General features: G+C 64.8%; 20 protein-coding genes. 8 read left to right on the forward strand and 12 right to left on the reverse strand.

Annotated elements, in window-relative coordinates:
• Positions 1-8: 8 nt before the first annotated feature.
• Entirely contained in the window at positions 9-1529 is a 1521-nt protein-coding gene (locus ACYVNQ_RS05335) for an MFS transporter (RefSeq protein WP_460901226.1), read from the reverse strand.
• A 271-nt stretch (positions 1530-1800) separates the two neighbouring features.
• On the opposite strand from ACYVNQ_RS05335, the gene ACYVNQ_RS05340 reads away from it, so the two are divergent.
• On the forward strand, positions 1801-3060 hold the full coding sequence (locus tag ACYVNQ_RS05340) for an Hsp70 family protein (RefSeq protein WP_460901227.1): 1260 nt from the start codon (positions 1801-1803) through the stop codon (positions 3058-3060).
• 154 nt (positions 3061-3214) lie between these two features.
• Here the strand turns inward: ACYVNQ_RS05340 and ACYVNQ_RS05345 are convergent, their stop codons facing one another.
• Complete coding sequence (locus ACYVNQ_RS05345; protein ID WP_460901228.1) at positions 3215-3418, reverse strand: cold-shock protein; 204 nt, start codon at positions 3416-3418, stop codon at positions 3215-3217.
• 463 nt (positions 3419-3881) lie between these two features.
• Here ACYVNQ_RS05345 and ACYVNQ_RS05350 point away from each other — a divergent pair, with 463 nt between their 5' ends.
• Positions 3882-5474 carry an APC family permease gene (locus ACYVNQ_RS05350; protein ID WP_460901229.1) on the forward strand — a complete coding sequence of 531 codons (1593 nt, stop codon included), beginning with the start codon at positions 3882-3884 and terminating at the stop codon, positions 5472-5474.
• A gap of 153 nt (positions 5475-5627) precedes the next feature.
• Here ACYVNQ_RS05350 and ACYVNQ_RS05355 read toward each other — a convergent pair whose 3' ends face one another.
• The 6 genes from ACYVNQ_RS05355 to ACYVNQ_RS05380 all read right to left on the reverse strand — a co-directional run bounded on the left by ACYVNQ_RS05355 (position 5628) and on the right by ACYVNQ_RS05380 (position 11714).
• Positions 5628-6413, reverse strand: coding sequence for a DODA-type extradiol aromatic ring-opening family dioxygenase (locus tag ACYVNQ_RS05355; RefSeq protein ID WP_460901230.1), 786 nt, complete (start codon positions 6411-6413; stop codon positions 5628-5630).
• A gap of 483 nt (positions 6414-6896) precedes the next feature.
• Entirely contained in the window at positions 6897-7208 is a 312-nt protein-coding gene (gene grxD, locus ACYVNQ_RS05360) for a Grx4 family monothiol glutaredoxin (RefSeq protein ID WP_460901231.1), read from the reverse strand.
• Positions 7209-7489: 281 nt separating this feature from the next.
• Positions 7490-8386 (reverse strand): peptide chain release factor N(5)-glutamine methyltransferase, encoded by an 897-nt coding sequence (prmC, locus tag ACYVNQ_RS05365; protein WP_460901233.1) that lies wholly within the window; start codon positions 8384-8386, stop codon positions 7490-7492.
• A gap of 17 nt (positions 8387-8403) precedes the next feature.
• Positions 8404-9486: a peptide chain release factor 1 gene (gene prfA, locus ACYVNQ_RS05370; protein WP_460901234.1), complete on the reverse strand. Its 1083-nt coding sequence runs from the start codon at positions 9484-9486 to the stop codon at positions 8404-8406.
• A 129-nt stretch (positions 9487-9615) separates the two neighbouring features.
• A complete protein-coding gene (gene hemA / locus ACYVNQ_RS05375) occupies positions 9616-10908 on the reverse strand; it encodes a glutamyl-tRNA reductase (RefSeq protein WP_460901235.1) in 1293 nt (430 codons plus the stop codon).
• Positions 10909-10934: 26 nt separating this feature from the next.
• A complete protein-coding gene (locus tag ACYVNQ_RS05380) occupies positions 10935-11714 on the reverse strand; it encodes a response regulator transcription factor (protein ID WP_460901288.1) in 780 nt (259 codons plus the stop codon).
• Between the two features lie 245 nt (positions 11715-11959).
• On the opposite strand from ACYVNQ_RS05380, the gene ACYVNQ_RS05385 reads away from it, so the two are divergent.
• The 3 genes from ACYVNQ_RS05385 to ACYVNQ_RS05395 all read left to right on the forward strand — a co-directional run bounded on the left by ACYVNQ_RS05385 (position 11960) and on the right by ACYVNQ_RS05395 (position 14820).
• Complete coding sequence (locus ACYVNQ_RS05385; RefSeq protein ID WP_460901236.1) at positions 11960-12214, forward strand: hypothetical protein; 255 nt, start codon at positions 11960-11962, stop codon at positions 12212-12214.
• 19 nt (positions 12215-12233) lie between these two features.
• The gene (locus ACYVNQ_RS05390) at positions 12234-14048 is read left to right on the forward strand and encodes an aminopeptidase P family protein (RefSeq protein WP_460901237.1); all 1815 of its coding nucleotides are present in this window, start codon (positions 12234-12236) and stop codon (positions 14046-14048) included.
• Positions 14049-14196: 148 nt separating this feature from the next.
• Positions 14197-14820, forward strand: coding sequence for an HAD family hydrolase (locus tag ACYVNQ_RS05395; protein WP_460901238.1), 624 nt, complete (start codon positions 14197-14199; stop codon positions 14818-14820).
• 12 nt (positions 14821-14832) lie between these two features.
• Here ACYVNQ_RS05395 and ACYVNQ_RS05400 read toward each other — a convergent pair whose 3' ends face one another.
• The 3 genes from ACYVNQ_RS05400 to ACYVNQ_RS05410 all read right to left on the reverse strand — a co-directional run bounded on the left by ACYVNQ_RS05400 (position 14833) and on the right by ACYVNQ_RS05410 (position 18576).
• Positions 14833-15972 (reverse strand): DUF748 domain-containing protein, encoded by a 1140-nt coding sequence (locus ACYVNQ_RS05400; protein WP_460901240.1) that lies wholly within the window; start codon positions 15970-15972, stop codon positions 14833-14835.
• A 270-nt stretch (positions 15973-16242) separates the two neighbouring features.
• Positions 16243-17910 (reverse strand): energy-dependent translational throttle protein EttA, encoded by a 1668-nt coding sequence (gene ettA, locus ACYVNQ_RS05405; RefSeq protein WP_460901241.1) that lies wholly within the window; start codon positions 17908-17910, stop codon positions 16243-16245.
• Positions 17911-18270: 360 nt separating this feature from the next.
• A complete protein-coding gene (locus ACYVNQ_RS05410) occupies positions 18271-18576 on the reverse strand; it encodes a DUF3761 domain-containing protein (RefSeq protein ID WP_460901242.1) in 306 nt (101 codons plus the stop codon).
• A 170-nt stretch (positions 18577-18746) separates the two neighbouring features.
• Here ACYVNQ_RS05410 and ACYVNQ_RS05415 point away from each other — a divergent pair, with 170 nt between their 5' ends.
• Complete coding sequence (locus ACYVNQ_RS05415; RefSeq protein ID WP_460901244.1) at positions 18747-19781, forward strand: glycerophosphodiester phosphodiesterase family protein; 1035 nt, start codon at positions 18747-18749, stop codon at positions 19779-19781.
• A gap of 17 nt (positions 19782-19798) precedes the next feature.
• On the opposite strand, the gene ACYVNQ_RS05420 is transcribed toward ACYVNQ_RS05415, so the two are convergent.
• Positions 19799-20755, reverse strand: coding sequence for a LysR family transcriptional regulator (locus tag ACYVNQ_RS05420; RefSeq protein ID WP_460901245.1), 957 nt, complete (start codon positions 20753-20755; stop codon positions 19799-19801).
• A gap of 130 nt (positions 20756-20885) precedes the next feature.
• Between ACYVNQ_RS05420 and ACYVNQ_RS05425 the strand changes: the two genes are divergently transcribed.
• A complete protein-coding gene (locus ACYVNQ_RS05425) occupies positions 20886-21908 on the forward strand; it encodes an asparaginase (RefSeq protein ID WP_460901247.1) in 1023 nt (340 codons plus the stop codon).
• A gap of 35 nt (positions 21909-21943) precedes the next feature.
• Positions 21944-22672 carry an amino acid ABC transporter ATP-binding protein gene (locus ACYVNQ_RS05430; protein ID WP_460901290.1) on the forward strand — a complete coding sequence of 243 codons (729 nt, stop codon included), beginning with the start codon at positions 21944-21946 and terminating at the stop codon, positions 22670-22672.
• The last annotated feature ends 24 nt before the right edge of the window (positions 22673-22696 follow it).

Raw genomic sequence — 22696 nt, forward strand, 5'->3', positions numbered from 1 at the left:
TGCATCCGTCAATCGTCATCGACCGCCGAAAGCGGCGCGGCCACGCTCTCCAGCGAGCGCCGCTCCGCGTCCACCCCCCAGATTGCCGCGATGACCGCGGCCGCCAGCATCAACGCCGCTCCCACCAGATAACCCTCAAACACCTCGGTGCGCTGGTGCGTGTCGATCAGCCGGCCGAAGAACGCAGGCCCGGCGACCCCGCCTAGCGCAGTGCCGAACGCATAAAACACCGCGATCGCCAGCGCGCGAATCTCCAGCGGAAACGACTCGCTGACGGTCAGATACGCCGAACTCGCCGCCGCGGACGCGAAAAAGAAAATCACCATCCATGTAATCGTCTGCGTCGTCGCGGTTAGCCAATGCTGCTGGAACATATAGCCGCTCAGCGTAAGCAGTAGCGCGGAGATCGCATAGGTTGCGGCGATCATCTTGCGCCGGCCGATCACGTCGAATAGCCGGCCGAGGAACAACGGCCCGGTAAAGTTGCCGAGCGCGAACGGCAGCAGATACCAGCCGATATGGTCGCCCGGCACGCCATAGAAATCGGTCAGCACCAGCGCATAGGTGAAAAAGATCGCGTTGTAGCAGAACGCCTGGGCGGTCATCAGCGACAGGCCGACCAGCGAGCGCTGCCGGTGCCGCGCGAACAGTGTGTGCAGCACCTCGCGCAGCGTGGTGTGCGCGCGGGCGCGCAGACGCAGGCGCTTGAGCGGTTCGTCGTCGCGCAGCGCATGGCCGTCGCGCCGAAAGCGCGCCTCGATATCTTCGACGATGCCGCGCGCGGCGGGCTCGTCGCCATGCGTGAGCAGCCAGCGCGGACTTTCCGGAATCCATCTGCGCATCGGCAGGATCGCCAGCGCCAGCGCCGCGCCGATCAGGAAGCAGGCGCGCCAGCCCCAGTCGGGCGGCAGCAGGCCCGGATCGAGCAGCACCAGCGAGCCAGCTGCACCGAGCCCGGCGCCGATCCAGAACGTGCCGTTGATCGCGAGATCGGTCCAGCCGCGCACCCGCGCCGGCGTGAATTCCTGGATCGTCGAGTTGATCGCGGTGTACTCGCCGCCGATGCCGGCGCCGGTCAGAAAGCGAAACAGCATGAACGAAGCGAGGTTCCACGAAAGCGCCGTCGCGGCGGTGGCCGCGAGATATAGGGCCAGCGTGATGAAGAACAGTTTGCGTCGGCCGAGACGGTCGGTCAGCCAGCCAAAACCGAGCGCACCCAGCACCGCGCCGGCGATGTACGCGCTGCCGGTCAGGCCGACGTCGGCGTTGCTGAAATGCAGCGTCGGGCTGGCCTTCAGCGCGCTGGCGACGGCACCCGCCAGGGTCACTTCGAGCCCGTCGAGCAGCCACGTGACGCCGAGCGCGACCACGATCAGCGTGTGGAAACGTCCCCACGGCAGCCGGTCGAGCCGCGCCGGCAAGTCGGTATCGACGATCTGCTGCGACGCGCTGCCTGGCGTGGACGGGCCGCGTGTGTCGTCGGATTTGTCTGAACGGGAGGCAGCCGTGCTGGCGGGCGGTTCGGACATGGGCGCAGGTCTCCGTAAATGGGCGGCGCTTCGGCTTAAGCAGCTTTGCGAGCAACTCGATGAGCGGGCGAGCGGCCGAACCGTCTCCGGGCCGCAAATTCCGTTCCGCGCCCTGTTCCTGTTTTATGCGGTAACGAGCGACGCCGACAGATCGAGCAGGCATTGCATCGCAGTGGTTGATGCGTTTTACGCTTTCGTGTTAAAAAGCCCGACTCTCCTATGCTCGCGCTGGCATGAGCGGCAACTGCCGCCATGACGCTGCCCCGATTCCATGACCTTTTGCGCGATTGACTTCGGAACGTCGAATTCGGCTGTCGCGGTGCCCGACGGCAGCGATACGCTGCGCCTCGCGCCAGTCGAGCGCGACCACACGACGCTGCCCACCGCGGTCTTCTTCAATACCGACGAAAACACCCGCGAATTCGGGCGGGCGGCGCTCGAAGCGTATATCGACGGCTTCGACGGCCGCCTGATGCGCTCGATGAAGAGCATTCTCGGTTCCGCTCTCGCCGACACCACCACCGATCTCGGCGACGGCAGCGCGATCCGCTACACGGACGTGATCGCGATCTTCCTGACGCACCTGAAACGCTGCGCGGAAGCGCGCGCCGGCGTGTCGCTCGAACGCGCGGTGCTGGGCCGCCCGGTGTTCTTCGTCGACGACGATCCGCGCGCCGACCGGCTCGCGCAACAGCAACTGGAGGCGGCCGCCCGCGCGGTCGGCTTCCGCGAGATCCATTTCCAGTTCGAGCCGATCGCCGCGGCATTCGATTACGAGTCGCACCTGACCGAAGAGGGGCTGGTGCTGGTGGCGGACATTGGCGGCGGTACCTCGGACTTCTCGCTGGTGCGCGTCGGCCCGCAGCGCATGGCGCGGCTCGAGCGCAAGGACGACGTGCTGGCGCACCACGGCGTGCACGTCGCGGGCACGGACTTCGACCGCCGCGTCGAACTCTCCACCATCCTGCGGCAGCTCGGCTATCAGTCAATCGATCCGGAAGGACGCGAAGTGCCGAACCGGGTGTACTTCGATCTGGCCACCTGGCATCTGATCAACACGGTGTACGGGCCGAAGCGCGCCACTGAACTGGGGCTGATGCGGCATCTGTATTCGAACGCGCGGCACCACGACCGGCTGATGCGGGTAGTCGAGCGGCGTCTGGGTCATGCGCTGGCCGCGCGCGCGGAAGAGGCAAAAATCGGCGTAGCTGCAGGCGGCGAGACGCTGATCGATCTCGATCTCGTCGAAGACGATCTGCGGCTCGCGTTCGACGAGGCGCAACTGGTCGAAGCCGGCCGCGACGAGACACAGCGTATCGTGCAGGCCGCGCGCGACACCGCGCAAGCGGCCGGCGTGGCGGCTCGGGACGTCAGTGCGCTTTACTTCACCGGCGGTTCGACCGGACTGGCGTTTTTGTCCGGCGCGCTGTCCGCTGCGTTTCCGCAGGCGCGGCCGGTGTTCGGCGACCGGCTCGCCAGCGTCGCGACCGGGCTCGGCATTCACGCGCGGCGCGTGTTCGGCCAACCGTAACCGGGCGCGCTGCCGGCTGCTGCGGCCAGGCGTCCGAGGCTTGCGCGACTTAACGGCTAATAATCCGCGAGGTTAATAACCCCGGCGCGCGACAGCCATAAAAAAACCCCGCCAATGCGGGGTTTTTCGTATGTCCTGGCAGGACTCGTCGAGCTTAAGCCGGCTTGATGTTCGCGGCTTGCTTGCCCTTCGGGCCAGTCTTCACTTCAAACGTCACCTTCTGGTTTTCCTGCAGCGTCTTGAAGCCTTCGATGCGGATTTCCGAGAAGTGCGCGAACAGATCTTCGCCGCCGTCGTCCGGGGTGATAAAGCCAAAGCCCTTTGCGTCATTGAACCACTTGACGGTACCGGTTCCCATATTACTTGTTCCTAAAAATGAAAAATAAGGCCGAAGCCTAGTGAGGGGTGCACGAAAATCAAGGAAGGGGTAATAGGACCACCGGAGTACCGTTGAGGGGCGAACCAAGAAAGACCAATTCACTCGCCGCTTGAAATCCTGCCCGATCTTTATACGGTCATTTCGAGAGAAGGTCAATAGTGGTTTTTCTTTCTTCACATGGATTCACGGATAGCCCGGAAATTCGACTTACAAAGCTTGCAAAGTGCAGCATTTCTTTGTAGGAGGCGTGTTTTTGCGCAAGCACGTTCGCGGTGCAACCGTTAAACTACGCGCCTCCGCTTCGGGTTGCACCTTGGTGTTTTAAACCAGCTGGCCCGCAGCGTGCGTATCGTGACCGGCGAACGACCGGCAATCACAGGGCAGCCTCGCGTGCAGCTCGCGGCGCGACGTCCCGATGCGATTTCAGAGATAAGGAGAAGACGTGAAGAGTTCTATTCAACGGAACATCGGGCCGGTCGCGCTGATGCTCACCGGTCTCGGTTCGATCATCGGGTCGGGCTGGCTGTTCGGCGCGTGGAAGGCCGCAAAAATTGCAGGGCCTGCCGCCATTTGTGCATGGATTATCGGTGCGGTCGTCATTTTGGCCATCGCGCTCGCCTATGCGGAACTCGGCGCAATGTTCCCCGAGTCGGGCGGCATGGTGCGTTATGCGCGCTATTCGCATGGCGCGCTGGTCGGCTTTATCAGCGCATGGGCTAACTGGATCGCGATTGTCTCGGTGATCCCGATCGAAGCCGAGGCTTCGATCCAGTACATGAGCACGTGGCCATACCCCTGGGCGCATGCGCTGTTCGTCGGAGGGTCGCTCACCACACCTGGCCTGTTGTTGTCGGCGGTGCTCGTGATCGTGTACTTCCTGCTGAACTATTGGGGCGTGAAGCTGTTCGCGCAGGCGAATTCGGCGATCACGATCTTCAAGTTCCTGATTCCGGGGGCGACGATTCTCGGTCTGATGCTGACCGGTTTTCACCGCGAAAACTTCGGCGAGGCCAGCACGTTTGCGCCGTATGGTTGGTCGGCGGTGCTGACCGCAGTGGCGACGAGCGGCATCGTATTCGCGTTCAACGGCTTCCAGAGTCCGGTGAATCTGGCCGGCGAGGCGCGCAATCCGGCGAAGAGCGTGCCGTTTGCGGTGATCGGTTCGATCCTGCTGGCGCTGGTGATCTACGTGCTGCTGCAGATCGCCTATATCGGCGCGGTGAGTCCGGGCGACGTGGCGAAGGGCTGGAGCCACTTTACGTTCGCATCGCCGTTCGCCGAACTGGCGATCGCGCTGAACCTGAACTGGCTGGCGATCCTGTTGTACATCGACGCGTTTGTGAGCCCGAGCGGTACCGGCACCACCTATATGGCCACCACGACGCGCATGATCTACGCGATGGAGCGCAACAACACGCTGCCGAAGATGTTCGGCAATGTGCATCCGCTGTACGGTGTGCCGCGCCAGGCGATGTGGTTCAACCTGCTGGTGTCGTTTATCTTCCTGTTCTTTTTCCGCGGCTGGAGCTCGCTCGCGGCGGTGATTTCGGTTGCGACGGTGATTTCGTATCTGACCGGCCCGATCAGCCTGATGGCCTTGCGCCGCATTGCCACCGATCTCGACCGTCCGCTGCAGATTCCCGGCATGAAAGCGATCGCACCGTTCGCGTTCGTGTGCGCATCGTTGATCCTGTACTGGGCGAAGTGGCCGCTGACCGGTGAAATCATTCTGCTGATGGTCGTCGCGTTGCCGGTGTACTTCTACTATCAGGCCAAAGCAGGCTTTGCCGGCTGGGGCCGCGATCTGAAGGCCGCGTGGTGGCTCGTTGCATACCTGCCGGTGATGGCCGTGCTGTCGCTGATCGGCAGCAAGCAGTTCGGCGGGCTGGGCGTGCTGCCGTACGGCTGGGACATGCTGGTGGTGATCGTATTCGCGCTGGGGTTCTATTACTGGGGTGTGCATACCGGATATCGCACGCAATATCTCGATGAGCGCGAATCGCATGACGAAATTCACGAAGGGATCGGCGCCTGAGTTGGGCTGCTTTCGTCAAGGCCGGTTGCGGGTGAGGTGAGCCCCGCTGCGGTTCGTCGCCAGAAGCTGAAAAGCCTGCCCGATCGTTTCGATCGGGCAGGCTTTTTTCTTTGGCACGCGCGACGGTAAAACCGCGCGCTCAACAACGTCAGGTCACGCGTCGGCGAAGACGTAATTCGTCATGGCCAGCACCTTCTGGTAGGTACCTAACGGCTGAATCTGCAACCGGTAGTCATCATCGGCTGCGCCGAGCGCGGCGTAGACCGGCAGCAAGTGCTCGTCGGTCGGATGCATGAACGCGGCATGCGGTGCGAGGCGCCGGTAGTCGAGCAAGGCGTCGATGTCGTGTGCGGCGAGGCGCGACTCGAACCAGTCGGTGAATTCGTCCACCCGCGGGTCGGCGTCTTCGCGGCGCGCGGAGAAATCCGCTTCGCGCAGATTGTGCGTGATCTGGCCGGAGCCGATCACCATCACGCCGTCGTCGCGCAGCGTCCGCAGTGCGCGGCCGACGCGATAGTGATGCGCCGGGTCCCGACGCGGTTGAATCGACAGTTGCGCGACGGGGATGTCGGCGTCGGGGAACATCAGCAGCATCGGCACCCAGGCGCCGTGATCGAGGCCATGTGGCTGGGTCGACGACGCGATGCCTTGCGCGTCCAGCAGTTCGGCCGCGTGCTGCGCGAGTTCGGGGGCGCCCGGCGCGGGGTAGCGGATTTCGTAGAGCTGGCGCGGGAAGCCATAGAAATCGTGGATCGTTTCCGGCGTCTTGGCGGAGCTGGCTACCGGCTCGGCGGTCATCCAGTGTGCGGACAGCATCAAGATCGCCTTGGGGCGCGGCAGGTCGGCCGATAACGTGGCGAATTCCCCGGACGGCAGGGTCGGGTCGATCGGCAGCGTTGGGGCGCCGTGCGACAGGAATAGCGAAGGTAAGCGAGCCATGGCGGCGTTGGCCGCGCGGCGTGCGCGGCATCAGGTTTCGTTAGTGCGAATATAAGCGTGCACTGGTGTTTGATAAACGGCCGCGAATGGATTTAATTGCGTCGCCGGCGTTGGCAATTGATTGTGCGGAAAATGGGCGTTGAACGGTTGCTTCGAAGCGCGGGGGAGGCTGTGAACGCGCACCAGATGCGGCTCATAACGTGCGAAGGGCCCCATTGAAGGTGCGTTCGCGTTCAGGCGGGATTCGAAGATGCGGGGGTGGGTGCATTCTGCATCAGCACGGTACCCCAAGCTCGGCTCAAGCCGACCCGTGCAAGCACACAGGATGGAGCGCGTCTGATCGCCGATGATCGCCACGATCGGCCGGCGCGGCGCCGCTTGGAGTGTTTCTATGGTGAGGCTCAGGCGTCCTGGCGGCGCCCGGTCGCACCAACCAACGGCCCTCCGGCTGGGAGGGCGCGTTGTTGAGCAGTTCCCCGCCTGTTACGCCGGGGTAAACAGCTGCTGCAGTTCGCCCGATTGGTACATTTCCATCATGATGTCCGACCCGCCGACGAACTCGCCCTTCACATAGAGCTGCGGGATGGTCGGCCAGCTCGAGAACTGCTTGATGCCCTGGCGGATTTCGTCGTCTTCGAGGACGTTGACGGTCTTGAGCTCGTCGACGCCGCAGGCCTTCAGAATCTGCACCGCCCGGCCCGAGAAGCCGCACATCGGAAATTGTGCGTTGCCTTTCATGAAGAGCACGACGGGATGTTCGTCGACGATTTGCTTGATGCGTTGTTGCGTGTCCATGGCTGACCTTGCGGTTCCGGGTGTAAGTAACGTCAAATGATAGCGGATTTCGCCGATGCCAGCGGCCGCTGCTCTGGTTAAGATTCGCGCGGCTGCGGCCATCGTGAGCGTGCAGTGAAACTGTGTATGGGCACCGATCCGTGAATCCGCGAGTCGCGGCTTTGAGCCGCGAATCCGTGCGGCAGGCGCCGCGAGCTGCGAGTCGTGACGTCGCTCCAAAGCACGCAGGCCGTCGTCAGGCCGGTAGATCTCGCCGCGACACAGCGGAGCGCCGCCGACGGCTATCGATCTGCAACACGCGGCGGCTGCATATCGCCGCCGAGCACGCCGCCGCTAATTCGCTCGATACCCGCAAGATCACGCTCGGAGCTCACCGACGCAAATCCGCCCCCGCTCAGCAGCGCGCGTACCGCCGCAGCCTGGTCGTAACCATGCTCGATCCACAGCTTGCCTTGAGCGGCAAGCCACGCCGGCGCATCTGCAACGATCGCGCGGATGGCCGACAGACCATCTGCTTCATCGGTCAGCGCGCCGCGCGGTTCGAAGCGCAAATCGCCTTGTTCCAGATGCGGATCGCCACTCGCGATATACGGCGGGTTGCTGACGATAATGTCGAAGCGCAACGCCGGATCGAGCGCCGCATACCAGTTGCTTTGCAGTACCGTCAGTGGGCCGCCCGGCCGCGTCGGCGCGACCAGCCGCGCAATATTGCGCAGAGCGATTTGCAGCGCTTCATCCGAGCGGTCGACGGCCCATACCCGCGCGTCAGGCCGCGCATAAGCGAGCGCCACCGCGATCGCGCCGGTGCCGGTACCGAGGTCCAGCACGCGCGGCTCTGCCACCCCTTCAAGCGCAGCGAGCGCGGTCTCGACCAGCAACTCAGTCTCGGGCCGCGGAATCAGCACGTGCGGCGTGACTTCGAAATCGAGCCCGTAAAACTCACGCGCACCGACCAGTTGCGCGACCGGCTCACCGGCCATACGCCGTGCTTCGAGCGCGTGCCACGCCGCCACCGTTTCGGCCGCGAGCGTCTGATCAGCGCGCGTGATCAGCTCGGTGCGCCGCCAGCCGAGCGCGTGGCCGAGCAGAATGCGCGCTTCGAGCGGCGGCAGCGCCGACGCGCTCAGCAATCCCGCAACCGTGGCGGGAGTGGGAGCAGGAGCAGCAGCTTCAGTCATCGCGCGAGTCGCCGCACTTACTCAGCGTCGCCAAGCGACGCGAGCAATTCCGCCTGATGCTCGCTGACCAGCGCGGCGATCAGTTCGTCGAGGTCGCCTTCCATGATGGATTCGAGGCGATACAGCGTCAGGTTGATCCGGTGATCGGTCAGCCGCCCTTGCGGGAAGTTGTAGGTGCGAATGCGTTCGGAGCGGTCGCCGGAGCCGATCAGGCTCTTGCGGGTAGCCGCTTCTTTCGCGTGCTGCTCGTGGTACTGCTTGTCTTTAATGCGCGCCGCGAGCACTTTCAGCGCGCGATCCTTGTTCTTGTGCTGCGAGCGATCGTCCTGGCATTCAACGACGATGCCGGTCGGCAAGTGTGTGACGCGTACCGCCGAATCGGTCTTGTTGATGTGCTGCCCGCCGGCGCCGGACGCGCGGAACGTGTCGATCCGCAAATCGGCCGGGTTGATCTCCACTTCACCGATTTCATCGGCTTCCGGCATCACCGCAACCGTGCACGCGGACGTGTGAATACGGCCCTGCGTCTCGGTAGCCGGCACGCGCTGCACGCGGTGGCCGCCCGATTCAAACTTCAGCTTCGAGTACGCGGCCTCGCCGGCGATCCGCACGATCACTTCCTTGTAGCCGCCCAGATCCGACTCGCTGGCAGACATCATCTCGACGCTCCAGCGGTTGCGTTCCGCATAGCGCAAATACATGCGCAGCAAATCACCGGCGAACAGCGCCGATTCGTCGCCGCCGGTACCCGCGCGGATTTCGACGAAGATGTTGCGCTCGTCGTTCGGATCTTTCGGCAGCAGCATCGTCTGCAGCTCGCCCTGCAGCTGCTCCATCCGCTCGCGCGCCGCGCGAATTTCATCTTCGGCAAACTCTTTCATCGACGGGTCCGACAGCAACTCCTGAGCGGTCGTCGCATCGTTCACCGCCTGACGCCACAGCGCATATTGCTCGACCACCGGCCCAAGCTCGGCGTGTTCGCGCGTCAGCTTGCGGTACTGGTCCATATTCGCGGTGACGTCGGCGCGGCTCAACAGGTCGTTCAGTTCGGCCAGCCGGGTGGTGAGCTGGTCGAGCTTGCTTTGCATGCTCGTTTTCATCGGGCGGTGCGGAGCGCGGGCTCCGGAGAGAAAAGCGTGATTCGGGAAGCGGGCCGAGGGCCACGGACAGAAGCACCGCGCGGCGGATCCGGACGACGGATCGCGGGCGGCGCAGCGGCGCTAGCGCAGCTAACGCTCGGACGTCGGGTTGTTGTGCTTGTAGAAGCCGCTCATCAGCTCGATGAGCGTAGCGCGGTTTTCGCTATTCGCGCGGTTCAGTGCGTGCGTGGGGCCGTGAATCAGCTTGTTGGTGAGCGATTGCGACAGCGCTTCGAGCACCGCGGCCGGATCGTCGCCGCGCGCGAGCGCCTTTTGCGCCTTCTCGACCTCGGCGCGACGCAGCGCGTCTGCCTGCGTGTGCATATGGCGGATCACCGGCACGATGCCGCGTGCGTCGAGCCATTGCATGAAGTTCTGCACGCGCGTTTCGATGATCGTTTCGGCCTGCGCGACGGCCGCCTGACGCGACGCGTTGCCCTCGCGGACAATCGCACCAAGATCGTCGACGGTGTACAGGAACACGTCTTCGAGCTGACCGACTTCCGGCTCGATGTCGCGCGGTACCGCGAGGTCGACCATGAAGATCGGCCGGTGTCGGCGCGCCTTGACCGCGCGCTCGACCGCGCCAAGACCGATGATCGGCAGCGTCGACGCGGTGCACGACACGATGATGTCGAATTCATGCATGCGCGCCGGCAATTCGGACAACGGAATCGCGCGGCCATTGGCGAAGCGTTCGGCGAGCCGCTGGCCGCGCTCGGCGGTGCGGTTCGCGACCACCAGTTCGCGCGGCTGCTGGGCGGCGAAGTGCGTTGCGCACAGCTCGATCATTTCGCCGGCGCCGATAAACAGCACGCGCTGATTGGACACCTTGTCGAAGATGCGCTGCGCAAGCCGCACCGACGCCGCCGCCATCGAAACCGATTGCGCCCCGATTTCGGTCGTGCTGCGCACTTCCTTGGCGACGGCAAACGTACGCTGGAACAACTGGTTCAGATAGGTGCCAAGCGCGCCGGCTTCAGACGCGGTGCGCACCGCATCCTTCATCTGACCGACGATCTGGGTTTCGCCGAGCACCATCGAATCGAGCCCCGACGCGACCCGGAACGCATGCCGAACCGCTTCCGACTGCGGCAGCGCGTACACATGTGGCGCGAGTTCATCGACCGGAATGCCGTGGTACTTCGACAGCCAGCGGATCGCTGCCTCGCGGGCGGCGAGGTCGTCGGTCGCGCAGTAGAGCTCGGTGCGGTTGCAGGTGGAGAGGATCGCGGCCTCCGGCGCATTGGGCGCCGCGCGGCCGAGCCAGAGCTCCTTGAAGGCATCGAGTGCAGGCTTGATCTGTTCGAGCGGAAACGCCACGCGTTCGCGCAGAGCGACTGGCGCAGTGTGGTGATTGATTCCGATCGTTAAGAGCTGCATAAGTGGGGCTATGGTTTAGCCCAATATTATAGCGTTTCCGCGATTCTTTCAGAGTTCGGCGGGCCGGCCCCGCCGTTGTTGTCGTTCGTGGAGCCGGCGGCGGGACCGGTGGCGGAACCGTCGGCGGAAACGGCGTCGAGGCGATAACCGTAGCCGTACAGCGGCGTCAGCGCGTAACCGCGCTCCGGCCGCAGCTCGAGCTTGGCGCGGATGCGTGACGCATGGGTATCGAGCGTGCGCGACTTGATGTCGCGCCGGCCCCAGACCGTTTCCAGAATCTGCGCGCGCGACACCGGCCGCGACATGTTGGTGAACAGGAGCAGCGCGAAACGCAGCTCTTTGGGCGTCATCGAGATGGTCTGGCCCCGGAAGGCGACCTCCGAGCGCCCGGAGTCGAACAGAAACTCGTGGAAGATTTCCCGCGAGCAGTTGCGCGGCCGGCGCACGCCGGCGCGCCGCATCAGTGCGTCGAGGCGCGCCAGCATTTCCGGGCCACGCACCGGTTTCGCGAGGCAGTCGTCGGCGCCGGCGTGCAGCGCGGCGACCAGTTCGCTCTCGCGCGGTGTTTTCATTGTGACGACGATCGGCAGGCCCGGCAGCACGTCGCGGGCGAGGGCGATCACGTCCTCGGCGCCGCGGTCGCCGGCCCACGATGCGATCACCAGGATGTCGAAAAATTCGCCGGCGGCGCCGGCAAGGAACGATTCGCTGGCGGCGAAATGCCGGCATGCGTGACCGGCGGCGAGCAACAGCCGGTCGACGAGTTCCGCGTGGCGGAGGTCCGGCTCGATATGGGCGATTCGCATGAGGATGGGTCGCAGGACTGCGCCATCGGCTCTGGCGGGCGGCGGCATTGCGGCTTGCCTAACCTTATTCCCGCCCCTAAACTCAACCGCTACTCATCGCCGCGCAATTGCGCGACTAACCGCTGATGAACAGCGGCGCCGAAAAGCGCCGTGCTGCCCTTTCTGGTTAATGAGAGAAAAATGCTAGCCGTCGACAAGATGCGCACCTATGGGACAAATCTGAATTTGCGCAGGAAGTTTCACTAATGGGCTGGTTGGGTGTGATCGTGCTTGGCGTGGTAGTCGGGCTGGCCGGCTGGTGGCTGCATCCGTTGCGGCGGGCGAGCCGCACGCGGCTGTGGGTCGCGGTGCTGGCCGGCGTGCTCGGTGCGACGCTGGCGCGCATGGCCGGCAACGTTACAACGCTTTTTCATGATGGCGAGACGCTCGAATGGCCGGTGTGCACGGCCGTCGCGCTTGCTGCGGTGGCTTTGACGGTGGGCATGCGATCCCGCCGATGACACTTTTCAGGTGAACACAATGAACGTCCGACTCCCCGAAACCGCGTCGATCCCGGAGCGGATCGCGCAGCTGCGCAACGCGATGACGCACGCCGGCCTCGCGGCCTTGCTGGTGCCGTCGGCCGATCCGCATTTGTCCGAATATCTGCCGGGTCGCTGGAAAGGGCGCGAATGGCTGTCCGGTTTCACCGGTTCGGTCGGCACGCTAGTGGTCACGGCCGATTTCGCCGGCTTGTGGGTCGATAGCCGCTACTGGGTGCAAGCCGAAGCCCAACTGGCCGGCACCGGCATCCAGCTGATGAAGATGATGGGTGGTCAGCAAACCCAGCCGCACATCGAGTGGCTCGCGCAGAACGTGCCTGCCGGCGCAGCGGTCGGCGTGGACGGCGCGGTGCTCGGCCTCGCCGCGGCGCGCGCGCTGGGCGACGCGTTGCGCGCGCGCGGCGTGCAGCTGCGCACCGACGTCGATCTGCTCGACACGATCTGGCCGCAGCGCCCGGCGCTACCGACCGAAGCGGTCTACGAACACGCGCCGCCGCACGCCAGCGTGACGCGTGCGGCCAAGCTCGCGCGCGTGCGCGACGCGATGCGCGAGCAGGGCGCGCAATGGCACTTCATCTCGACGCTCGACGATCTTGCCTGGTTGCTGAACCTGCGCGGCGCCGATGTGAACTACAACCCGGTGTTCGTCGCCCATGCGCTGATCGGTTTCGAGCAGGCGTCGCTGTTCGTGATCGAAGGCAAGGTGCCGACGGCGCTGGTCGACGCGCTGGCGCGCGACGGCATCCGCGTCGAGCCGTACGCGCAGGCGCCCGGCGCGCTCGCGGCCTTGCCGGCCGGCGCGACGCTGCTGATCGACCCGCGCCGCATCACCTTCGGCATGCTGCAGACCGTGCCGGCGCACGTGAAGACCGTCGAGGCGGTCAATCCGTCGACATTCTTCAAATCGCGCAAGACCGAGGCCGAAGCCGAACAGGTGCGCGCGACGATGGAGCAGGATGGCGCGGCGCTCGCCGAGTTTTTCGCGTGGTTCGAAGGCGCGCTGGGCCGCGAGACGATCACCGAACTGACCATCGACGAAAAGCTGTCCGCCGCGCGGGCGCGTCGGCCGGGTTTCGTCACGCTGAGCTTTTCGACGATCGCGGCGTTCAATGCGAACGGTGCGATGCCGCACTACCGCGCGCTGCCCGAATCGCACGCGACCATCGAAGGCAACGGCCTGCTGTTGATCGATTCGGGCGGCCAGTACCTGAGCGGCACGACCGACATCACACGCGTGGTGCCGGTCGGCACGATCGACGATGCGCATCGCCGCGATTTCACGACGGTGCTCAAAGGCACGATCGCGTTGTCGCGCGCGCGTTTTCCGCGCGGCATCCGCTCGCCGATGCTCGATGCGATCGCGCGCGCGCCGATCTGGGAGGCCGGGGCGGACTACGGCCACGGCACCGGCCACGGCGTCGGCTATTTCCTGAATGTGCACGAAGGCCCGCAGGTCATCTCGTACTACGCGCCGGCCGAAGCATGGACGGCGATGGAAGAAGGCATGATCACGTCGATCGAGCCGGGCATCTACCGACCGGGCAAGTGGGGCATCCGCATCGAGAACCTCGTGTTGAACCGCGCGGCCGGCAAGACCGAGTTCGGCGACTTCCTCGAATTCGAAACGCTGACGCTGTGCCCGATCGATACGCGTTGCATCGCGTTGCCGCTGCTGCGCGACGATGAGCGCGCGTGGCTGAACGCCTATCACGAGACGGTGCGCGCGCGCATCGCGCCGCATGTGTCGGGTGACGCGAAAGCGTGGCTCGAGGCGCGTACGCGGGCAATCTGATCTGCTTCCTGTGCGCGCTGCGACCGTGCACGGCACGACGCAGTGCCGTGCGCGGCGGTGCGGGGCATCGTGTAAAACGCCGCGCCGCGTCACGCTGATCAACCGATCTTTAACCCCGACCCGTAAACAACGAAACAACGGAGCTTGCATGGCCATCAAGGCAGTCGTGTTCGATTTCGGCGGTGTGCTGATCGACTGGAGCCCGCAGTACCTGTACCGCACGCTGATTCCCGACGAAGCCGAGCGCCAATGGTTTCTGACGAACGTCTGCACGATGGAGTGGGTGATCCGCCAGGACGGCGGCCAGCCGATCGCCGAGGGCACGGCCGAGCTGATCGCGAAGTTTCCAGAACATGAAGCGCTGATCCGCGCGTTCTACGAGCGCTGGCACGAGATGGTGGTGGGCGTGCTGCACGACGGCGTGGCAACCGTCGACAAGCTCGAGGCGGCCGGCGTGCCGCTATTCGGCCTGACCAACTGGTCCGACGAGACCTTCCCGTATGCGTGGGAGAACTTCCCGGTGCTGCGGCGCTTTCGCGACATCGTCGTGTCGGGCCGGGTGAAGCTGGTGAAGCCTGATCCGGCCATTTTCAGCGAGATGCGCGCGCGCATCGAAGCGCAACTGCCGGGCGTCGAGCCGCAAGAGCTGGTCTTCATCGACGACAACCTGAAGAACGCCGAAGCGGCGACCGCGCTTGGCTGGCACGGCGTGCATCACACCAGCGCCGCGCAGACCGAAGTGAAGCTGCGCGAGTTGGGGCTGCCGGTTTAAAGCGGCGGGGCGCTACTGCCCGAACAAATTCTTCAACGCGTTCCCCAGCCCTTTAACCGTCTCCCCAGCGCCTTTCGCGATGCCCTCGGCGCTCACGCCGAGCGCTTTCGCGAAGCCCGCGCGCAGCTCCATCGCGAGGCTTTCGTTGAGCCGGAATTTCGGGTCGCGCAGGTTGCCGTCCAGCACGAAATGCAGCGTGATCTCGTCGCCGTGCCTTTTCAGTGCCGCGACGGCGGCGCGCGTCGGGATCGCGAGGAAAGTATCGAGCGGATCGTCCGACGCTTCATCGAGCTGCAGATGATGCAGCGTCACCGTGCCGGGCGCATGAATCCGATAATTGCGCACCGTCGACTCGACGTTCAGGTCGAGCGTGCCGCTGGTCACGCGGGTCTTCGCGCCGGCCTTTTTCAGCAGATACGGATCGAGCGTCACGACATCGACGCCGCGCAAGGTCGTGGTGAGTTGCGAGTCCTTGTTCGATATCCTGATCCAGCCGCCGAAGCTCACCGTGCCGGTATGCTGCGGACCTTTGATCGAGCCGGTGAGCGACACGTTGGTCGGCTCGTTCAGATCGGGCAGATGGATATGATCGACGCTCGCGCTTGCATCGGTGACGCTCACCTTGTACGCGGGCTGGCCGACCATCTCGTCGTAGAAATCAAAGCTGCCGCGCTCGAAGCGCACGTGGTCGATCAGCTTCTCCGCCGGCAGCGGCGCTTTACCGGCTTCGCCGTCGGCCGGCCTCGCGCCAGTCTGTTCGCGGCTCATCGATTCCCGCAGGTTCGGCAGCAACTGGATCGTGCCGTCCGTGGTCCGCAACACGGCGAGCGTGAAATCGCTAACCAGTACGTCGCGTATATGCACGCGGTGCGCGAGCATGTCGCGAATATCCGGCACCAGCGTGATCTGCGCGGCGCGCAGCGCGTCGCCGGTGGGCCAGCCTTTCGGCGCGATCAGACGCACATTCGTCAGGCGGATCGACGTGAAACCGACGTCGATGCTTTCGGCGCTGCCAAGCGGACCGAGCGCGTCGGTAATACGCGCTTTCACTTCGCGTTGCACGAAGTAGAGTCCGGTGAGCGCCGCGACTACGAGCAAGATCACGATCGCCGCCAGCGAGACAGCCACACGCTTGCCCACCGACATCGTCATGCCGCCTCCTCGTTGCCGTGCCGTCACGGCGTTTGCGTTGCCGCGACACCAGCGACACGGGCGTCGCAGCAAATGTCGTACCGCGGATCACGATGTTGCGCGCTGCCGGCGCGTGCTGGCTGCGGCTTTTTAGCCAGACGTTTTAGCTGGCAATAGCTGGCCGAAACGCGCCAGCCGAAACGCGCCGGCTGACGCGCACCGGCTGACGCGCACCGGCTGACGCGCACCGGCTGACGCGCGCCAACCAAAGCGCTGCCCGGCGCGCCAGCCTTAACGGCTGATCGGCTTGTAGCGCAGGCGCTTCGGCTTGGCCGCTTCTTCACCCAGACGCGCACGCTTGTCCGCTTCGTACTCCTGGTAATTGCCGTCGAAGAACGTCACCTGCGAATCGCCTTCGAACGCGAGGATGTGCGTCGCGATACGGTCGAGGAACCAGCGATCGTGCGAGATCACCATCACCGAGCCGGCGAATTCGAGTAGCGCGTCTTCGAGCGCACGCAGCGTTTCGACGTCGAGATCGTTCGACGGTTCGTCAAGCAGCAGCACGTTGCCGCCGGCGATCAGCGTCTTGGCCAGATGCAGACGGCCGCGTTCGCCGCCCGACAGCGTGCCGACATTCTTCTGCTGGTCGCCGCCCTTGAAGTTGAAGCGGCCGATATACGCACGCGAAGGCGTTTCGTACTTGCCCACCGTCAGCACGTCGGCGCCGCCGGAGATTTCCTCGAACACGGTCTTCGAACCGTCGAGCGCATCGCGGCTCTGGTCGACGTAGGCCAGCTTGACGGTCGGCCCTTGCACGATTTCGCCCGAATCCGGTTGCTCCTTGCCGGTGAGCATGCGGAACAGCGTCGACTTGCCGGCGCCGTTCGGCCCGATGATGCCGACGATCGCGCCCGCCGGAATCTTCAGGCTCACGTTATCGAGCAACAGCCGGTCGCCATACGACTTGCTGACGTTCTTGAATTCGATCACTTCATTGCCGAGGCGGTCGCCGACCGGAATGAAGATTTCCAGCGTTTCGTTACGCTTCTGATAATCCTGGCTGTTCAGTTCCTCGAAGCGGGCGATACGCGCCTTCGACTTCGCCTGACGGCCCTTCGGATTCTGCCGCACCCACTCCAGCTCTTTCTTGATCGCTTTCTGGCGCGCCGATTCCGACGCTTCTTCCTGCTTCAGCCGGTCTTCCTTCTGGTCGAGCCAGCTGCTGTAGTTGCCCTTCCACGGAATGCCGTGCCCGCGGTCGAGTTCGAGAATCCACTCGGCCGCGTTGTCGAGGAAGTAACGATCGTGGGTGACGGCCACCACGGTGCCCGGAAAGCGCGTCAGAAACTGTTCGAGCCAGTCGACCGATTCAGCGTCGAGGTGGTTGGTCGGCTCGTCGAGCAGCAGCATGTCGGGCTTTTCGAGCAGCAGCTTGCACAGCGCAACGCGGCGTTTCTCACCGCCCGACAGATGTTCGATCTTCGCGTCCCACGGCGGCAGGCGCAGCGCGTCGGCGGCCACTTCGAGCTGCTGCTCGGGGCTGCCGCCATCGGCGGTGGCGAGAATCGCTTCGTACTTCGCCTGGTCGGCGGCGAGCTTGTCGAAGTCGGCGTCCGGCTCGGCGTACGCCGCGTAGATTTCGTCGAGCTTCTTTTGCGCGCTGAAGGCGTCGCCGAGGCCGTCTTCGACCGCTTCGCGCACCGTCTTTTGCGGATCGAGCTGCGGTTCCTGCGGCAGGTAGCCGATGTTCAGGTTCGGCATCGGCGTCGCTTCGCCTTCGATATCTTTGTCGACGCCCGCCATGATGCGGATCAGCGTCGATTTACCCGAGCCGTTCAGGCCGAGCACGCCGATCTTCGCACCGGGAAAGAACGACAGCGAAATGTCTTTCAGGATTTGACGCTTGGGCGGCACGATCTTGCCGACCCGGTTCATGGTGAAGACGTATTGGGCCATTTGCTTGCAATTGGGCGTTGACGCCGCGGCCTCCGGTCAAGCGGGCGGGCGGCGTGGGTGGATGGATAAAGAGTGGTACAGATTCATCGACCGGCCGTAACCGGCTCCCGCGCGGCGCACTGGCTCGTACCGGTTCGCGCCGGTACGGCACGGGGGCGGCGACTGAGGCGCGCGGCGGGAAGAGCTGCCATTGTACTTCGTGCGTGGCCGGCGAGGCGCGGCCGGCGAGGCGCGCGCGGTGCGTGGCAGTGCATGCAGGGCGGGGGTACGGCGCACGCGCTATGCGGTGCGTGTGCAGCTACCGCACGAGCTACACGAACCGCTTGAGCTCGCTGGCGGCGCCGCAAAGGGCGCGCGCAGTCAAAGCCAGTTCTCGACGCCGCCGTGCCCCGAGCAGGTGCCGCTGCGATGGCGGCTGAAGCTATAGCTGCCGTCGCGACAATGCGCGGTGGCGCCTTCGGGGACTTTCCCAGAGCGCGAACGCGCGGGCGCGTGGACCGTTTCGCCGTCGCGGTTCTGGTAGGTGTTGTGGTTGTTCAGGTCCGATTCATCGGGCGTACCGGTAGGCGCCTGATACGCGAGCGCCGAGCCGGCGAACAACAGCAGGCCTGCTGCAATGCATGCGCGTATCGAAGACGGCCAGGGGTGTGCGGCGGCGTTTTTCATATTTTGAAGTTTTCGTTGTGGTGGTCCGCTAAGGTGCGCCGTAGTGCTTTTCCCGATTGCTCCCCGGAGCCGCGCGCCCTTTGACGCCAGTCATCGTATACAACCACCCGTTCACTTTCGTGCCACATAAACTCGTGCTCACCCTTTTCACCTTTAGAGCGAGAAGCCGCGTGTTCAAATCGCTATGCGCCGCATCGGCGCTGTCGGCGGCCGCCTTGTTGACGGCGGGCTGCACGAGCCTGACAACAAGCCCAACCGCAAGCTCAGCGGCGAGTCCAGCCACGCGCGCAGACAGCGCGACGGCGATGCAGTTGCCGCGCATCATCGCGCATCGCGGCGGGACCGGCGACGCACCGGAAAACACGCTCGAAGCGATCCGCCTCGCGATCGCCAACCACGCCGATGCGCTGTGGCTGACCGTGCAGTTGAGCAAGGATGGCGTGCCGGTGTTGTACCGGCCGGCGGCGCTTTCGACGTTGACCGACGCAAGCGGACCGGTCGGCGCATACACCGCAGCACAACTCGCGCAGATCAATGCCGGCTGGACCTTCAAGACCGTGGACGCAACAGGCCGCGAAAGCTGGCCGTATCGCGCCGCGCCGGCGCACATTCCGACCTTGCAACAGGCCTTGCGCGAGATTCCCGCGAACCTGCCAGTCATTCTCGACATGAAGGCGCTGCCCGCCGATCCGCAAGCGCAGGCCGTCGCGCGCGTGCTGACCGGGGAGGGTGCGTGGTCGCGAGTGACACTCTATTCAACCGAAGCCGCGTATCAGCAAAGCTTCGCGAAGTATCCGCAGGCACGCCTGTTCGAGTCGCGCGACGCGACGCGCACGCGGCTCTTGCGCGTACTGCTGAACGAAGGCTGTCCAGATAGCCCCGCAGCACATAGCTGGACCGCTTTCGAATTGCACCGCACGCTGACCGTCACCGAAAAATTCACCCTTGGCGAAGGGCGCTCCCAGGTCGACGCGACGATGTGGACGCCGTCGACCGTCGCGTGCTTCCGGCAGCAGCCGGACGTGCACATCGTGGCAATCGCCGTGAACACCGCAGACGACTATCGCGCGGCGGCGTGCCTGGGCATCGATGCGGTGCTGGCGGATTCGCCGCAGCAGATGTCGAAGATCCGCGCTGCGTTGAGCCGGGAAACGCAAGCCCAGCGGCAGACGCAATGCGGGCCGCCCGCTCGCACGCCGAAGTAGCGCACGCACTCACCCGTTCACCCGCCCAACCCCTCCGGCAACTCCCCGATCCCCTGCAGCCGCTGCGCCATGAATTCGCGCAGCACGCGCACCTTGGTCGAAAAGCGCCGGTTCGGCAGATAAGCCATGTAGATCTGCCGGCCGGTCAGCGCATTGTCGAGCCGATACTTCGGCAGCACGACCTCCAGCGCACCGCTGACCAGCAGGTCGCGAATCAGCCAGATCTCGAATTCGGCAATGCCGAGCCCATCGCACGTCGCTTCGAGCAGCAACTCCGAATGATCGGATTGCAGATTGCCCAGCGGCAGCACCGACTGCACCGTCTTGCCGTTCGACAGATGCCAGCGCGGGTCGCCTTCCGGATGCAGATAGCGCAGGCAGTTGTGGTGTGCGAGATCGGCCGGCACGGCGGGGCGGCCGCGTAATGCGAGGTAGTCCGGCGCCGCGCACAGGATGCTGTCGTTGCGCGAGATCGGCTGCACGATCAGGTTGTCGAGATAGTTCTCGCCTTCGTGGATGTCGAGGTCGAAGCCGCCGGTCACCATGTCGTTGTGATTGTCGGTGAGCCGCAGATCCAGCTGGATCGACGGATAGCGCTTCAGAAACGGCGCGACCAGCGGCGCCAGATAGCGGCGACCGAAGGCGACCGGCGCGGTCAGTTTCAACGGTCCGCTCGGCGCCGTGTCGAGTTCCGTGACCACGCGCAGCGTGTCGTCGAGGTCCGCGATCATCGATACCGCGCGCGCGTGATACAGGTTGCCGGCCTCGGTCAGCGCGACGTGATGCGTCGAGCGGTGCAGTAGCGGCACGCCGAGCATTTCTTCGAGCGCGTCGATCTTGCGCGCGACGGTCGACGTGGCGACTTTCAGCTCGCGCGCCGCCGCGGACAGACTGCCCAGTTCGACGATGCGCACCAGCGCGCGCATCGCGCCCAGATGATCGAGGCTTACTTCCCTGGCTTTTTTGCGGGCCATCTTGCGTTGCGTCCAATGCAAAACCGTTTTCGAAATTACGCCGGAACATCGATTTTTGCAATAATTAAACTCGCTGTAGTCCGTTCCAGCCGTCGAACGCGCACCTCACGCAGACAACGCCAATCACGCAATGAATCTTCCTTCGCATGTGCCGCTAGCCGTCGCGACCCGCAATTCGCATATCGAGCGTATTCACTGGGGCTCGGTCGCCGTCGTCGATGCGGACGGTGCGCTGCTCGCCTATGCAGGCGATCCGCACGCCTACGTGTTTTCCCGCTCGACGCTCAAGCCGTTTCAGGCGATCCCGTTCGTGCGCGATTTCGGCCCCGAGCATTTCGGTTTCAGCGATGCGGAACTGGCGCTATGCTGCGCGAGCCACGGCGGCGAGGCGATGCACGTCGACGCAGTCACCAGCATGCTGGCGAAGATCGGCGCAAGCGAAGCCGAGTTGCAATGCGGCGTGCATCTTCCGGACTACTACGGCGAAAACAATCTGCCGCCGCGCGGCAGCGTATTCGATCAACGTCACCACAACTGCTCCGGTAAGCACACCGGATTTCTCGGCTACTGCTGCATGCACGGCTACCTGCGCGAGCACTACCTGGAAAGCGACCACCCGCTGCAGCAGCAGATCACCCGCGAGGTCGCGGCGCTGGCGGAACTCCCTGAGCACGAGCTGTGGGTCGGCATCGACGGCTGTAGCGCGCCGAATTACGGCATGCCGCTTGCCCGCCTCGCGCGGATCTGGGCACGTCTCGCGGCGGGCGCGTCAGGCACGGGCGCGAGCACCGATACGGCGTTGCAGCGCATTTTCTCGGCGATGGCGGCGCACCCGGAGATGGTGTCCGGCACCGGCCGCTGCGATCTGGCGCTGGCCCATGCGGCGGATCGCCAGTGGGTCGCGAAGGTCGGCGCCGACGGCGTGCATACGATCGGCGTGCGCAGCAGCGGCATCGGCGTGGCGGTGAAGATCGCCGATGGCGATTTCGGCGCGGTGTACGCCACCACGATTGCCGTGCTCAAACAACTCGGCCTGCCGCTCGACACCGAAGACGGCGCGCCGCTCGCCCGCTGGACCGACCCGCTGCTGCGCAATGTGCGCGGCAAGGCGGTTGGCCGGCTCGAAGCGACCGTCGCGCTGAACTGGGTATGAACGCGCGCGCGCCGCTGCCCGCCGCCGTAGCACCGCTGGTGTCGCTGCGCGGCGTCAACAAGTCGTTTGGCGCGCAGCAGGTGCTGTTCGACGTCAATCTGGACGTCGCACCCGGCGAAGTCGTGGTTGTGATCGGGCCTTCCGGTTCGGGCAAATCGACACTATGCCGCTGCATCAACCGGCTGGAGACGATCGATTCCGGCGCCATCCTGCTGGCCGGCGCGCCGCTGCCGCAGGAAGGCCGCGCGCTCGCGGCGATGCGTGCGCAGATTGGCATGGTGTTCCAGTCGTTCAACCTGTTTTCGCATCGTTCGGTGCTGGAAAACGTCGCGATGGGGCCGCGCAAGGTGCTGCGCCGCTCGCGCGCCGAAGCCGACGCCGACGCGCGGCGCCTGCTGGCGCGCGTCGGTCTCGCGCACAAGGCGGATGCCGCGCCGGCCGAGCTGTCGGGCGGCCAGCAGCAGCGCGTCGCACTGGCCCGCGCACTGGCGATGAACCCGAAGGTGATGCTGTTCGACGAACCGACCTCGGCGCTCGATCCGGAAATGGTCAGCGAAGTGCTGGCCGTGATGCTGGAACTGGCGAAAAGCGGCATGACGATGGTCGTCGTCACGCATGAAATGGGCTTTGCGCGCCAGGCGGCGGACCGCATCGTGTTTATGGACGGCGGCCGGATCGTCGAAGTGGCGGACCCGCAGTCGTTTTTCGCCGCACCGCGCTCGCCACGGGCGCGCGAGTTTCTGTCGAGCATCCTGCCTCACTAGCACTGCAACGCAACGATTCAATCA

The sequence above is a fragment of the Paraburkholderia jirisanensis genome (assembly GCF_054782355.1).

What these genes read in the sequence shown, in the direction of transcription:
- ACYVNQ_RS05335 (WP_460901226.1), bottom strand. Translation starts at nt 1,529, where the DNA reads ATGTCCGAACCGCCCGCCAGCACGGCTGCCTCCCGTTCAGACAAATCC.
- ACYVNQ_RS05340 (WP_460901227.1), top strand. Translation starts at nt 1,801, where the DNA reads ATGACCTTTTGCGCGATTGACTTCGGAACGTCGAATTCGGCTGTCGCG.
- ACYVNQ_RS05345 (WP_460901228.1), bottom strand. Translation starts at nt 3,418, where the DNA reads ATGGGAACCGGTACCGTCAAGTGGTTCAATGACGCAAAGGGCTTTGGC.
- ACYVNQ_RS05355 (WP_460901230.1), bottom strand. Translation starts at nt 6,413, where the DNA reads ATGGCTCGCTTACCTTCGCTATTCCTGTCGCACGGCGCCCCAACGCTG.
- grxD (WP_460901231.1), bottom strand. Translation starts at nt 7,208, where the DNA reads ATGGACACGCAACAACGCATCAAGCAAATCGTCGACGAACATCCCGTC.
- prmC (WP_460901233.1), bottom strand. Translation starts at nt 8,386, where the DNA reads ATGACTGAAGCTGCTGCTCCTGCTCCCACTCCCGCCACGGTTGCGGGA.
- prfA (WP_460901234.1), bottom strand. Translation starts at nt 9,486, where the DNA reads ATGAAAACGAGCATGCAAAGCAAGCTCGACCAGCTCACCACCCGGCTG.
- hemA (WP_460901235.1), bottom strand. Translation starts at nt 10,908, where the DNA reads ATGCAGCTCTTAACGATCGGAATCAATCACCACACTGCGCCAGTCGCT.
- ACYVNQ_RS05380 (WP_460901288.1), bottom strand. Translation starts at nt 11,714, where the DNA reads ATGCGAATCGCCCATATCGAGCCGGACCTCCGCCACGCGGAACTCGTC.
- ACYVNQ_RS05385 (WP_460901236.1), top strand. Translation starts at nt 11,960, where the DNA reads ATGGGCTGGTTGGGTGTGATCGTGCTTGGCGTGGTAGTCGGGCTGGCC.
- ACYVNQ_RS05390 (WP_460901237.1), top strand. Translation starts at nt 12,234, where the DNA reads ATGAACGTCCGACTCCCCGAAACCGCGTCGATCCCGGAGCGGATCGCG.
- ACYVNQ_RS05395 (WP_460901238.1), top strand. Translation starts at nt 14,197, where the DNA reads ATGGCCATCAAGGCAGTCGTGTTCGATTTCGGCGGTGTGCTGATCGAC.
- ACYVNQ_RS05400 (WP_460901240.1), bottom strand. Translation starts at nt 15,972, where the DNA reads ATGACGATGTCGGTGGGCAAGCGTGTGGCTGTCTCGCTGGCGGCGATC.
- ettA (WP_460901241.1), bottom strand. Translation starts at nt 17,910, where the DNA reads ATGGCCCAATACGTCTTCACCATGAACCGGGTCGGCAAGATCGTGCCG.
- ACYVNQ_RS05410 (WP_460901242.1), bottom strand. Translation starts at nt 18,576, where the DNA reads ATGAAAAACGCCGCCGCACACCCCTGGCCGTCTTCGATACGCGCATGC.
- ACYVNQ_RS05420 (WP_460901245.1), bottom strand. Translation starts at nt 20,755, where the DNA reads ATGGCCCGCAAAAAAGCCAGGGAAGTAAGCCTCGATCATCTGGGCGCG.
- ACYVNQ_RS05425 (WP_460901247.1), top strand. Translation starts at nt 20,886, where the DNA reads ATGAATCTTCCTTCGCATGTGCCGCTAGCCGTCGCGACCCGCAATTCG.